12 protein-coding genes and 2 tRNA genes are annotated in these 12,522 nt (G+C 70.4%); 4 read left to right on the plus strand and 10 right to left on the minus strand.

The genetic code is table 11. The features are described 5' to 3' along the window. The first annotated feature begins 47 nt into the window (after positions 1 to 47). Complete coding sequence (locus IE321_RS07405) at positions 48 to 977, plus strand: hypothetical protein (protein ID WP_190222213.1); 930 nt, start codon at positions 48 to 50, stop codon at positions 975 to 977. Between the two features lie 70 nt (positions 978 to 1,047). On the opposite strand, the gene clpX is transcribed toward IE321_RS07405, so the two are convergent. From clpX to IE321_RS07430, 5 genes are all read right to left on the minus strand, one after another. Then, positions 1,048 to 2,331 (minus strand): ATP-dependent Clp protease ATP-binding subunit ClpX, encoded by a 1,284-nt coding sequence (clpX, locus tag IE321_RS07410; RefSeq protein WP_030494070.1) that lies wholly within the window; start codon positions 2,329 to 2,331, stop codon positions 1,048 to 1,050. Positions 2,332 to 2,487: 156 nt separating this feature from the next. Then, positions 2,488 to 3,150 carry an ATP-dependent Clp protease proteolytic subunit gene (locus IE321_RS07415; protein ID WP_043221639.1) on the minus strand — a complete coding sequence of 221 codons (663 nt, stop codon included), beginning with the start codon at positions 3,148 to 3,150 and terminating at the stop codon, positions 2,488 to 2,490. 65 nt (positions 3,151 to 3,215) lie between these two features. Then, a complete protein-coding gene (locus IE321_RS07420) occupies positions 3,216 to 3,833 on the minus strand; it encodes an ATP-dependent Clp protease proteolytic subunit (RefSeq protein ID WP_043221565.1) in 618 nt (205 codons plus the stop codon). Between the two features lie 262 nt (positions 3,834 to 4,095). Continuing rightward, positions 4,096 to 5,481 (minus strand): trigger factor, encoded by a 1,386-nt coding sequence (tig, locus tag IE321_RS07425; protein ID WP_190222214.1) that lies wholly within the window; start codon positions 5,479 to 5,481, stop codon positions 4,096 to 4,098. 175 nt (positions 5,482 to 5,656) lie between these two features. Continuing rightward, positions 5,657 to 5,733: transfer RNA gene (locus IE321_RS07430), tRNA-Pro, on the minus strand. A gap of 132 nt (positions 5,734 to 5,865) precedes the next feature. Here IE321_RS07430 and IE321_RS07435 point away from each other — a divergent pair. Further along, a tRNA-Gly gene (locus tag IE321_RS07435) sits at positions 5,866 to 5,936 on the plus strand. An 82-nt stretch (positions 5,937 to 6,018) separates the two neighbouring features. Here the strand turns inward: IE321_RS07435 and IE321_RS07440 are convergent. Next, a complete protein-coding gene (locus IE321_RS07440) occupies positions 6,019 to 6,213 on the minus strand; it encodes a hypothetical protein (RefSeq protein WP_043221570.1) in 195 nt (64 codons plus the stop codon). A 138-nt stretch (positions 6,214 to 6,351) separates the two neighbouring features. Continuing rightward, on the minus strand, positions 6,352 to 7,494 hold the full coding sequence (locus IE321_RS07445; protein ID WP_043221572.1) for a PP2C family protein-serine/threonine phosphatase: 1,143 nt from the start codon (positions 7,492 to 7,494) through the stop codon (positions 6,352 to 6,354). A gap of 106 nt (positions 7,495 to 7,600) precedes the next feature. Here IE321_RS07445 and IE321_RS07450 point away from each other — a divergent pair, with 106 nt between their 5' ends. Beyond that, on the plus strand, positions 7,601 to 8,830 hold the full coding sequence (locus tag IE321_RS07450; RefSeq protein ID WP_043221574.1) for a GNAT family N-acetyltransferase: 1,230 nt from the start codon (positions 7,601 to 7,603) through the stop codon (positions 8,828 to 8,830). Positions 8,831 to 8,850: 20 nt separating this feature from the next. Here IE321_RS07450 and IE321_RS07455 read toward each other — a convergent pair whose 3' ends face one another. Then, positions 8,851 to 9,657, minus strand: a complete 807-nt coding sequence (locus IE321_RS07455) for an Fpg/Nei family DNA glycosylase (RefSeq protein WP_190222215.1) — start codon at positions 9,655 to 9,657, stop codon at positions 8,851 to 8,853. Continuing rightward, on the minus strand, positions 9,657 to 10,151 hold the full coding sequence (locus IE321_RS07460) for a ribose-5-phosphate isomerase (protein WP_043221578.1): 495 nt from the start codon (positions 10,149 to 10,151) through the stop codon (positions 9,657 to 9,659). The genes IE321_RS07455 and IE321_RS07460 overlap by 1 nt, the downstream gene beginning before the upstream one ends. 218 nt (positions 10,152 to 10,369) lie before the next feature. Here IE321_RS07460 and IE321_RS07465 point away from each other — a divergent pair, with 218 nt between their 5' ends. Then, the gene (locus tag IE321_RS07465; RefSeq protein WP_043221580.1) at positions 10,370 to 11,806 is read left to right on the plus strand and encodes an amino acid permease; all 1,437 of its coding nucleotides are present in this window, start codon (positions 10,370 to 10,372) and stop codon (positions 11,804 to 11,806) included. Positions 11,807 to 11,876: 70 nt separating this feature from the next. Here the strand turns inward: IE321_RS07465 and IE321_RS07470 are convergent, their stop codons facing one another. Then, the gene (locus IE321_RS07470; RefSeq protein ID WP_190222216.1) at positions 11,877 to 12,470 is read right to left on the minus strand and encodes a biotin transporter BioY; all 594 of its coding nucleotides are present in this window, start codon (positions 12,468 to 12,470) and stop codon (positions 11,877 to 11,879) included. Positions 12,471 to 12,522: the final 52 nt, after the last annotated feature.

Genomic DNA, 12,522 nt, shown 5'->3' on the forward strand with positions numbered 1-12,522 from the left:
GCCAGGATGTTCGCTACGCATAAACGTCCTGTGAGGGGAAGCAGTAGATGAGCTACAACCAGCCGGGTCCGTACGGGGGCCAGCAGCCTCAGCAGCCCGGGCCCTACGGTCAGCAGCCCGGCCCTTACGGGCAGCCGCAGGGTCAGCCCGGCTACGGCTACCCCCAGCAGGCCCCGCAGGGCGTGCCGCCGCAGCAGCCGTACGGCTACCCGCAGCAGCAGCCGAACCCCTACGGCCAGCAGCCGCAGTACGGCGCCCCCCAGGGCCCCGGCGGCTACGTGCCCCACCCGCCGGCCCCGGCGAAGTCCAAGACCCCGCTCATCATCGGCGCGGTCGCCGTCGTCGCGGCGATCGCCGTCGGCGCGTACTTCCTGATCGGCGGCGGTGGCGGCGCGTCGGTCGCGAACGACGGCCCGCACAAGCTGGTGACGCCGGAGACGGTGCTGACCGAGTACAAGAAGGCTCCGGACGAGTCCAAGTCCGACGAGGACGACTTCATCAAGGACGCGGAGAAGTTCGGCGTCAAGAACCCTCAGCGAGCCAACGGCAGCTACCAGGTGAAGGACGCCAGCAACCCGCTCGCGGGCAAGATGCTGATGTTTGGCGGCGCCTACGGCGAGATCTCGGACCCCGAGAAGACCGTCGACAACGTCTTCGCCGGCATGAAGGCCGAGATGGAGGCCGAGAAGGACAAGAACGAAGGCGAGCTCGTCGGCGACCCGAAGACGGTCACGCCTGAGGGCCTCGACGGCGCCGTGATGAAGTGCCAGGAGGTCAAGTCCAAGACCGGCGAGGAGTCCGGGGGCCTTGGCCCCAAGGAGGTCACCATGCCTGTCTGCGTCTGGGGCGACCACAGCACGCTCGGCTACGTGATGCATTTCAACCTGGCCGACATGATGGCCGGCAAGGGCGGCACCATCGACGAGGTCGCCGCCATCGCCGCCAAGCTCCGCAAGGAAGTCCGCGTCAAGATCTGACGCACGCGCCATACGTGAAGGGGCGCCCCGCCGGATTCCGGTGGGGCGCCCCTTCGCGTGTGCCGTGCGGTTACGCCGACTTCTCGTGGCGGCCGTCGTTCTTGACGATCCTGGGGACCAGGGTCGGGTTCACGTTGTTGCGGACGACGTCCGCGGTGATGACGACGCGGGCCACGTCCTTGCGGGAGGGGACCTCGTACATCACCGACTGGAGGACCTCCTCCATGATGGCGCGCAGGCCGCGCGCGCCGGTGCCGCGGAGGATGGCCTGGTCGGCGATGGCCTCCAGGGCCGGGCGGTCGAAGTCCAGCTCGACGCCGTCGAGTTCGAAGAGCCGCTGGTACTGCTTCACCAGCGCGTTGCGCGGCTCGACGAGGATCTTCAGGAGCGCCTCGCGGTCCAGGTTGTGGACCGAGGTGATGACGGGGAGACGGCCGATGAACTCGGGGATCATCCCGAACTTCACCAGGTCCTCCGGCATGACCTCCTGGAACTGGTCGCTCGCCTCGATCTCGCGCTTGGAGCGGATGGTCGCCCCGAAGCCGATGCCCTTGGCGCCCGCCCGCGACTCGATGATCTTCTCCAGGCCGGCGAAGGCGCCGCCCACGATGAAGAGCACGTTCGTCGTGTCGATCTGGATGAACTCCTGGTGCGGGTGCTTCCGTCCGCCCTGCGGCGGCACCGAGGCCGTGGTGCCCTCCAGGATCTTCAGGAGGGCCTGCTGCACGCCCTCGCCGGAGACGTCGCGCGTGATCGACGGGTTTTCGCTCTTACGGGCGACCTTGTCGATCTCGTCGATGTAGATGATGCCGGTCTCGGCCTTCTTGACGTCGTAGTCCGCGGCCTGGATCAGCTTGAGCAGGATGTTCTCGACGTCCTCGCCGACGTAGCCGGCCTCCGTCAGCGCCGTCGCGTCGGCGATGGCGAAGGGGACGTTGAGCATCCGGGCCAGCGTCTGGGCCAGGAGCGTCTTGCCGGAGCCCGTGGGGCCCAGCAGCAGAATGTTGGACTTGGCCAGTTCGATGGCGTCGTCACGGCCCTGCGCGCCGCCGTTCTCGCCGGCCTGGACGCGCTTGTAGTGGTTGTACACGGCGACGGAGAGGGCCTTCTTCGCCGGCTCCTGGCCGACGACGTACCCCTCCAGGAACTCGTAGATCTCGCGGGGCTTGGGGAGTTCCTCCCACCGCACCTCGCTCGTCTCCGCGAGTTCCTCTTCGATGATCTCGTTGCAGAGGTCGATGCACTCGTCGCAGATGTACACACCGGGTCCCGCGATGAGCTTCTTCACCTGCTTCTGGCTCTTTCCGCAGAACGAGCACTTGAGCAGATCGCCGCCATCACCGATGCGTGCCACGAGGTGCTTCCCCTTCGCCTGGGAGCGCCTGGTTCAGCGACTCCTGGTGCCTCATATTCGACGGTACCTTGCCGGGCCCCCCGTTCGGGCCCCCCTTGGCACGGTTCACATGGTCGCGATTCGGCCACGCGCTCCGTGCCAGGGGAAGGTCGGGCGTCAGTGCGCCGCGGCGGCCGTGCTCTTGCGGGTCGAGACGATCTGGTCGACCAGGCCGTACGCGAGGGCGTCCTCGGCCGTGAGGATCTTGTCGCGCTCGATGTCCTCGCGGATCTTCTCGATCGGCGTGGTGGAGTGCTTGGCCAGCATGGTCTCCAGCTGGTCACGCATCCGCAGGATCTCCTTGGCCGCGATCTCCAGGTCGGAGAGCTGCTCACGGCCGGTGCCGCCGGAGGGCTGGTGGATCAGCACACGGGCGTTCGGCAGGGCCATCCGCTTGCCGGGGGTGCCGGCGGCGAGCAGCACGGCCGCGGCGGAGGCCGCCTGGCCCATGCAGACCGTCTGGATGTCCGGCTTCACGAACTGCATCGTGTCGTAGATGGCCGTGAGCGCGGTGAAGGAGCCACCGGGGCTGTTGATGTAGATCGAGATGTCGCGGTCCGGGTCCATCGACTCCAGGCACAGCAGCTGCGCCATGACGTCGTTGGCGGAGGCGTCGTCGATCTGCACGCCGAGGAAGATCACGCGCTCCTCGAAGAGCTTCGCGTACGGGTCGTACTCGCGGATGCCCTGCGAGGTGCGCTCGACGAAGCGCGGGACGACGTAGCGGTTGTCCATCGGCGCGCCGGTGTAGAGGCCGCTCGGGGAGAGGTTGTTCTGCATCTGGGTGTTCACCGTCCTGGTGGCGTTCGGCGGGGGGCTGGGGCTCTTCGGGGGCTGCCGGCGCCTCAGGCGCCCGTGCCGCCGCCACCCGGAACGCCCGCGGCGTGCGTGATGATGTCGTCGATGAGGCCGTAGTCCTTGGCCTCTTCCGCGGTGAACCAGCGGTCACGGTCGCCGTCGCGGATGATCGCCTCGACGGTCTGGCCGGAGTGGTGCGCGGTGATCTCGGCCATGCGCTTCTTCGTGCGAAGGAGGTACTCGGCCTGGATCTTGATGTCGGAGGCGGTGCCGCCGATGCCGGCGGAGCCCTGGTGCATCAGGATGTCGGTGTTCGGCAGCGCGAAGCGCTTGCCGGGGGTGCCGCCGGTGAGCAGGAACTGGCCCATCGAGGCCGCCATGCCCATACCGATGGTCACGACGTCGTTGGGGATGTACTGCATGGTGTCGTAGACGGCCATGCCGGCCGTCACGGAGCCACCGGGGCTGTTGATGTAGAGGAAGATGTCCTTCTCCGGGTCGGCGGCCAGGAGGAGCATCTGGGCGGTGATCTTGTTGGCGATCTCGTCGTCGACCTGCTGGCCGAGGAAGATGATGCGCTCGCCGAGCAGCCGGTTGTAGACATGGTCGCCGAGGCCGCCACCGATGGACGGCTCACCCGCGGCGTAAGGCTTCAGATTCGTCACGTATCCACCTGCTCGTCTCCGACGGCCCCGGGCCGTCTCAGCGTCTCGTTCAGAGGGCAGTGCCCCCGTATCCATGGACCCTAACGCGCAGGTGGGACAACGCCATCCCGGTTCCCGAACTGTTCGCTGGGAGCGCAAGGTAGTTGGCGGCGCATAAAAGGTCCGCCTACGTCCACGGGCCCGGCCGCACAGCAGTGCGTCCGGGCCCGTGGCGCGATACGGAGCGCGCGGGGCGCGAGCCCCGGCGTCGGCCTGGTGGGGCCTACTTCTCCTCGGCGACCTCGGCCTCGCCGGTGACGGCCTCGACCGTCTCGGCGGCGGCCTCGACCTCGTCCTCGTCGTCGGAGAGGTCGACGACCTCACCGTTGGTGTCGACGACCTTGGCGGCCTCGACGACGACCGCGAGGGCCTTGCCGCGGGCGACCTCGCCGACCAGCATCGGCACCTGGCCGCCCTGGACGACGGCCTGGGCGAACTGGTCGGGGGACATGCCGGAGGAGGCGGCACGGCGGAACAGGTGCTCGGTGAGCTCCTCCTGCTCGACGTTCAGCTCCTCCTTGGAGACCAGCTCGTCGAGCAGGAACTGGGTCTTGATGCCCTTGACCGCCTGCTCCTTGGTCTCGGTCTCGAACTCCTCGACCGTCTTGCCCTGGAGCTCCAGGTACTTCTCCAGGCTCAGGCCCATCTGGCCGAGCTGGTGGTGCTCCAGGTTGTGCTTGCGGGTGTTGACCTCGTCCTCGAGCAGCTTCTCGGGGACGGGGATCTCCGCCAGCTCCAGGAACTTCTCCAGGACGCGCTCCTGGGCCTGGGTGGCCTGGTCGAACTGCTTCATGTTCTCGAGGCGCTTGCGGCTGTCGGCCTTGAGCTCGTCGAGGGTGTCGAACTCCGACGCCATCTGCGCGAACTCGTCGTCCAGCTCGGGGAGCTCGCGGGCGGCGACGGCGGTGACCTTGACGGTGACCTCGGCCTCCTTGCCCGCGGCCGAGCCGCCCTTCAGCTCGGAGGTGAAGGTGGCCTCGCCACCGGCCTCCAGGCCGGTGACGGCGGCGTCGATGCCGTCGAGCAGCTCGCCGGAGCCGATGGTGTACGAGACGCCGTCGGCGATGCCGTCGGGCAGCACCTCGCCCTCGACCTTGGCGGTCAGGTCGACGGTGACGACGTCACCCTCGACGGCGGCGCGCTCGACCGGGTTGGTCGACGCGAAGCGCTCGCGGAGCTGCTCCACGGACTTCTCGACGTCCTCGTCGGTGACCTCGATGGCGTCGACCTCGACCTCGATGCCGGAGTAGTCCGGGATCTCGATGGTCGGGCGGACGTCGACCTCGGCGGTGAAGGAGAGCAGCTCGCCGTCCTTCAGCTCCGTGATGTCGACCTCGGGCTGGCCCAGCGGGTTGACCTCGGCCTCGTTCACGGCCTCGGTGTAGAACTTCGGGAGCGCGTCGTTGACGGCCTCCTCCAGCACGGCGCCGCGACCGAACCGCTGGTCGATCACACGAGCCGGGATCTTGCCCTTGCGGAAGCCCTTGACCGTGACCTGCTGGTTGATCTTCTTGTACGCCGCGTCGAGGCTGTCCTTGAGCTCCTCGAAGGGCACCTCGACAGTGAGCCGAACCCGGGTCGGGTTCAGGGTCTCCACGGCGCTCTTCACGGTTCGGTCTCCTTGTGGCTGATTCCTGGATTCCGGCGGAGCCGCGCGGGGCGGTTCCGGCCGATGGGCCCGGTCAGAAAGACACACGGGCACGCAGCTTGCATAGTAACCGCACGTGGGATCAGGCCCACAACGTGATCAAGAACCCGCGAGGTCGGAGCGCGGGGGATCATGCTGGTCGGGGTGGCGGGATTTGAACCCACGGCCTTCCGCTCCCAAAGCGGACGCGCTACCAAGCTGCGCCACACCCCGTCGGTGCGACACGTAGGGTACATGTACGGAGACGCTGCGACGCCCCCTCTTTCCGGGGGCGTGCACGGACGGCTCCGGACCGGCTACGATGCTGTCCGTGCCGCGCTGGTTCCGACCTGCGGCGCATCCTGTGCGGGCGTAGCTCAATGGTAGAGCCCTAGTCTTCCAAACTAGCTACGCGGGTTCGATTCCCGTCGCCCGCTCTGTGTACGGCTCCGGGCCCGGGTTCCTCGTCGAGGAACCCGGGCCCGGAGCCGTTTCCGGACCGTCTCCGGCCCGTTCCCGTCAGAATTTGATGGCGCTGATCGTCTGGGATATCGAGTTCAGGAAGCGCTGGATGTCGTCGGCCATGCCCGTGAAGGCGAGGAAGAAGCCGAAGAGGACGGCGACCACCGCGGGGCCGGCCTTGAGGCTGCCGCCCCGGATCAGCACCACGAGGACGATCCCCAACAACAACACCGCGGAAAAAGAAATCGCCACGACTGCTCACACCCTCGGTCGGTCCCACCTGGCCCCGGGGTGCGCATCCGGACACCCCCGCGGTTCTATCGTGCCACCAACCCCGGTGCCCTCGACGGGGGGTGACGAATCGTGGGACGCGTCACGGACCCGCGGGGTTCAGGCCGGGCGGGAGATGAGGAGGAGGGCGCGGTCGTCGTTGACGTCCTTGGCGACCGCCTCGATGAGGTGCCAGGCGACGCCCTCGAAGCCGGCCGGGACGCAGCGGTCGGCCTCTCCGGTGAGGCGGTCGATGCCCTCGGCGAGGTCCCGGTCGGCGGCCTCGACGAGGCCGTCGGTGAAGAGCATCAGGACGTCGCCGGGGTGCAGGGATCCCTTGACCGGGTGGAACTCGGCGCCGTCGTAGACGCCGAGGAGGGGGCCGTCGCCGTCCTTCTCCTCCCAGCGGCCGGTGCCGGAGTGGAGCTGGAGCGCGGGCAGGTGGCCGGCCGAGAAGAGTTCGTAGTCCCCGGAGTCCAGGTCGAGGACGAGGTGGATGGAGGTGGCGAAGCCCTCGTCCCAGTTCTGCCGGAGCAGGTAGCCGTTGGCGGCCGGCAGGAAGCCGTGCGGCGGCAGCGAGCCGAGGAGGCCGCCGAAGGCGCCGGAGAGCAGCAGGGAGCGGGAGGCGGCGTCCATGCCCTTGCCGGAGACGTCGGTGAGGACGACCTCCAGGGTGCGGCCGCCGTGGGTGCGGGCGGCGACGACGAAGTCGCCGGAGAAGGACTGGCCGCCGGCCGGGCGGAGCGCCATCTCGCGGTGCCAGCCGCGCGGCAGCCGGGGCAGGGCGCTCTGCACCCGGAGCCGTTCGCGCAGGTCGAAGAGCATGGTGCCGCCGCGCCGCCAGGGCACCCCGACGCGGGCCCGGAACTGGGCGATGAGCAGGCCGAAGAGGCCGCAGGCGGCGACCACCAGGACGGTGCCGGGGGTGACGCGGGCGGGGCCCTCGCCGTACGGGCCGAGGACGGTGGACTCGACGATCAGGCCGCCGGCGGCCGCCGCGTACAGGCCGAGGAGGCTGGCGGGCCGCAGCAGCAGTCCGCCGGCCACGATCGGCAGCACGAGGGCGGCGGGCGAGCACCAGACGGGGTCGAGGACGGTGCCGCAGACGATGGCGGGGATGGTGAGGAGGAGCCCGGCGAGGGCGAGGCGGTCGGAGGTGCCGCCGCGGAAGTAGTCGACGCCGGTCCGGCGCAGCGCGACGCGGGCCCGGTGGGCGCGCCTGCGCAGCCGGGCCGCGTACGTGTTCACTCCGTGGTGGGCCATTGGCCTGGACCCTATCCACCCGGGCCGTCCCCGTGCAGGGGTACCCCGGTGACAAGGTGCGTGAAATCGGGTCGCCCCGGTCAGGATGCGCTGATATCGATGGCATATGACGACTGAACTGCGGGTGCTTGACCCTTCGGAGTGGGATCGCTGGTTCGAGGCGCTGGAACTCGCCTTCGGCGGGGTGCCGGAGCAGCCGGAGGAGCGTGCGCTGTGGCGTGACCTGACCGAGTGCGAACGGTCCCTGGCGGTCTGGGACGGCGGGCGGGCGGTGGCGACGGCGGGGGCGTTCTCCTTCCGGCTGACCGTGCCGGGCGGGGCCTCGGTGCCGGCCGCCGGCGTCACGATGGTGAGCGTGGCCGGAACGCATCGCCGGCAGGGGATCCTGACGTCGATGATGCGGCGGCAGCTCGACGACGTGCGGGCGCTGGGCGAGCCGCTGGCGGTGCTGACCGCCTCGGAGGCGGTCATCTACGGGCGGTTCGGTTACGGGGCCGCGAGCCGGGCGCAGCGGGCGGTGATCGACACGACCCGGGTGCGGCTCGACGTGCCGGCCGGGACGGACGCGGTGACGCTGCGGATGGTGCCCCTGGCGGAGTCCTCGGCGGTGACGGAGGCGGTGTACGCGCGGATGGTGCCGCGCCGGCCCGGGATGCTGGCCCGGCGGCCGGGCTGGGAGCGGCTGCCGCTGCTCGATCCGCCGGGTGCGCGGGAGGGCGCCTCTGCCCGGCTGTGCGTGCTGGCGGAGCGCGGCGGGGAGGTCGTGGGGTACGCCTTCTACGCGATCAAGCCGGAGTGGAGCTGGGCCGGCGCGGACGGTTCGGTGACCGTGCACGAGCTGTACGGGCTGGACCCCGCGGCGGAGGCGGCGCTGTGGCGGTTCCTGTGCTCGGTGGACCTGACGGGGAAGGTGAAGGTGAACAGCGCGCCGGTGGACGCGGCCTGGCAGCACCTGGTCTCGGACGTGCGGCGGTGCGAACCGACCGAGCGGGAGGCGCTGTTCGCGCGGCTGGTGGAGGTGGGCGCGGCGCTGGAGGCGCGGACGTACCGGGCGCCGGTGGACGTGGTGTTCGAGGTCGAGGACGCGTTCTGTCCGTGGAACGCGGGTCGGTGGCGGCTGTCCGGCGACGCGAAGGGCGCGGTGTGTTCACGGACCTCCGACGCGGCCGATCTCGCGCTCTCGGTGCGGGAGTTGGGGGCCGCCTACCTGGGCGGTACGTCCCTGGCGGCGCTGGCCTCGGCGGGGCGGGTCACCGAACTGCGGGAGGGCGCGCTGGCGGAGGCGTCGCTCGCCTTCGGGTCCGACGCCGCGCCCTGGTTGCCGCACGGGTTCTAGTGATCTGAGCCGGAGGGGTCCTACGGCTGGCAGGTCGGGCACCAGAAGAGGTTGCGGGCCGCCAGGTCCGCCGTGCGGATCTCCGTGCCGCAGAGGTGGCACGGGAGGTTCGCGCGGCGGTAGACGTAGACCTCGCCGCCGTGGTCGTCGACCCGGGGCGGGCGGCCCATGGCCTCGGGGGTGTGCTCGGGGCGGACCGTGTCGATGCGGTTGAGGCGGACGCCTTCGCGCATGAGGGCCTGGAGGTCGGTCCAGATCGCGGTCCACTCCCCCGGCGTGAGGTCCCGGCCCGCGCGGTACGGGTCGATGCCGTGGCGGAAGAGGACCTCGGCGCGGTAGACGTTGCCGACGCCGGAGATGACCTTCTGGTCCATGAGCAGGGCGGCGACGGTCGAGCGGGACCTGGAGATCCGGCGCCAGGCGGCGTCGGGGTCGTCGTCGGCGCGGAGGGGGTCGGGGCCGAGCCGGTCGTGTATCGCCCGCTTCTCGTCGTCGGTGACGAGCGCGCAGGTGGTGGGGCCGCGGAGGTCGACGTACGACTCCGGGTTCGCCAGGCGCAGGCGGACGGTGTCGGTGGGCGGCGGCGCGGGGGCGTCGCCGAAGTTCACCTTGCCGAAGAGGCCGAGGTGGATGTGGATCCACTCGTCGCGCGGGAAGCCCAGGAAGAGGTGCTTGCCGTGGGCCTCGGTGGTCTCCAGGACGGAGCCGTCGAGCAGGGCCGCCGAGTCGGCGAACTTGCCCTGGGGGCTGGAGACGCGCACGGGCCGGCCGCCGAACCGTTCGCGGTGGTCGGCGGCCAGCCGGTGGATGGTGTGCCCTTCGGGCATCAGGCGGTGGGCTCCTGCGGGTGGTGGGCCGGGATCGGGGGGAGCTCGCCGGTGGTCTCGTACGCGCTCAGCATCTCGATGCGGCGGGTGTGGCGCTCGTCGCCGGAGTACGGGGTGGAGAGGAAGATCTCGACGAACTTGGTCGCCTCCTCCTCGGTGTGCATGCGGGCGCCGACGGCGACGACGTTGGCGTTGTTGTGCTCGCGGCCGAGGGCGGCGGTCTGCTCGCTCCAGGCGAGGGCGGCACGGACGCCCTTGACCTTGTTGGCGGCGATCTGCTCGCCGTTGCCGGAGCCGCCGATGACGATGCCGAGGGCGTCCGCGTCGGCGGCCGTCTTCTCGGCGGCGCGCAGGCAGAACGGCGGGTAGTCGTCGAGGGCGTCGTAGATGTGGGGACCGCAGTCGACGGGCTCGTGGCCGTGGGCCTTCAGCCACTCCACGAGGTGGGTCTTGAGTTCGTAGCCGGCGTGGTCGGAACCGATGTAGACGCGCATGGACCGAGTGTGGCACGGCCGGGACGGGGCAGGCGTCAGCGGGGTCGGGACCTTGGTCCCGTCGGGTCACGGACCTCCGACCCGTCTGGTCTGGACCTTATGGCCCGACTATGTCCTGAATCACGATCCGGAATCAAACCTTCCGTACCGGCCGGTCGCCGGGTTTCATGGCTCCGGCTCGCGACCCGAGTCGCCCCCCACATTCGAAGGAAGCGTTCATGAACACGCAGCCGACCCTCGCCCAGGAAGGCAGCGGCACCGGTGACCCCGGTCAGACGCCGCCGTCCGACGGCCTCAAGGCCGGGCTCAAGAACCGCCATCTGTCGATGATCGCGATCGGCGGCGTCATCGGCGCCGGCCTGTTCGTCGGCTCCGGCTCCGGCATCGCCGCCGCCGGCCCCGCGATCCTCCTCTCCTACGCGCTCGTCGGCGCGATGGTCGTGTTCGTGATGCGGATGCTCGGCGAGATGGCCGCCGCGCGCCCCTCCTCGGGCTCCTTCTCCGCCTACGCCGACCAGGCGCTCGGCCGCTGGGCCGGCTTCACCATCGGCTGGCTGTACTGGTTCTTCTGGGTCGTCGTGCTGGCCGTCGAGGCGACCGCGGGCGCGGTCATCCTGGAGGGCTGGGTCCCGGCGGTGCCGCAGTGGGCCTGGGCGCTCATCGTGATGGTGGTGCTCACCGCCACCAACCTGGCCTCGGTGGCCTCGTACGGCGAGTTCGAGTTCTGGTTCGCCGGGATCAAGGTCGTCGCCATCGGCGCCTTCGTGGTGATCGGCCTGCTCGCGGTCTTCGGCGTGCTGCCGGGCTCGGACAACCCGGGCGCGGGCTTCGCGCACCTCACCGACGCCGGCGGATTCATGCCGATGGGCGCGGGCGCGATCCTCACCGGTGTGCTGATGGTGGTCTTCTCCTTCATGGGCAGCGAGATCGTGACCCTCGCGGCCGGCGAGTCGGAGGACCCGCAGCGGGCCGTGACCAAGGCGACGAACAGCGTGATCTGGCGGATCGGCGTCTTCTACCTGGGCTCGATCTTCGTGGTGCTGACGCTGCTGCCGTGGAACGACCCGTCGATCGTGGAGAAGGGCTCGTACGTCGCCGCCCTCGACTCCATCGGCATCCCCGCGGCCGGCCAGATCATGAACGTGATCGTCCTGACCGCCGTGCTGTCCTGCCTGAACTCGGGCCTCTACACGGCCTCCCGGATGGCCTTCTCGCTCGGCCGGCGCGGAGACGCGCCGAAGGGCTTCGCGAAGGTCGACAAGCGCGGTGTGCCCAAGGCCGCGATCCTCTCCTCGGTCGTCTTCGGCTTCGTCGCGGTCTTCTTCAACTACCAGTGGCCGGACACCGTCTTCGCCTTCCTGCTGAACTCCTCCGGCGCGGTGGCGCTCTTCGTCTGGCTGGTCATCTGCGTGACCCAGCTGCGGATGCGCGGGATCATCCTGCGCGAGTCGCCGGAGAAGCTGGTCGTGCGGATGTGGCTCTTCCCGTACCTGACGTGGGCGACGATCGGCATGATCGTCTTCGTCCTCGGCTACATGATCTACGACGGCGGCGGCGCCCGGGAGCAGGTCGTGCTCTCGCTGCTGGTGGCCGCGCTGGTGCTGGCGATCGCGCTGGTCCGCGAGCGGGCCAGGAAGGCCGCCGAGCGCGTCTGACCGGGACACGAGGAAGGGCCCGCCGCTCCGGCACGGAGCGGCGGGCCCTTTCGCGTACGGCCTCGCGGGGTCAGCCCTTGCGGCCGACGAGCTTCCAGGCGGCCGGGAGGGCGCCCATGGCGAGGGCGGCCTTGAGGGCGTCGCCGATGAGGAAGGGGGTCAGGCCGGCGGCGACGGCCTGGCCGAGGCTCATGCCGGTGGCGAGGGCGAGGTAGGGGACGCCGACCGCGTAGATGATCGCGGAGCCGAGGAGCATGGTGCCGGCGGTGCGCAGGACCGAGCGGTCCGCGCCGCGGCGGGCCAGCGCGCCGACGACGGTGGCGGCGAGCAGCATGCCGAGGATGTAGCCGAAGGACGGCATCGCGTAGCCGGAGCTCGCCTCGGCGAACCACGGGACGCCCGCCATGCCGACGACGGCGTAGAGCGCGAGCGAGAGGAAGCCGCGGCGGGCGCCGAGGGCGGTGCCGACGAGCAGGGCGGCGAAGGTCTGGCCGGAGACCGGGACCGGGGAACCCGGGACCGGCACGGTGAGCTGCGCGGCGAGGCCGGTGAGGGCGGCGCCGCCGACGACGAGCGCGACGTCGCGGACGCGGCTCGCGGGGAGGAGGTCGGCCAGGACGGTGCCCGTACGGAGGGTGCGGACGGGGGCGGCGGCGGTGCTCATCGGTACTCCGCGGGGGTGAGGGTGTCGGGACAGGTCGACGCTATGCCAGGAG

Source organism: Streptomyces hydrogenans, from assembly GCF_014656075.1.
GTDB classification, from domain to species: domain Bacteria; phylum Actinomycetota; class Actinomycetes; order Streptomycetales; family Streptomycetaceae; genus Streptomyces; species Streptomyces hydrogenans.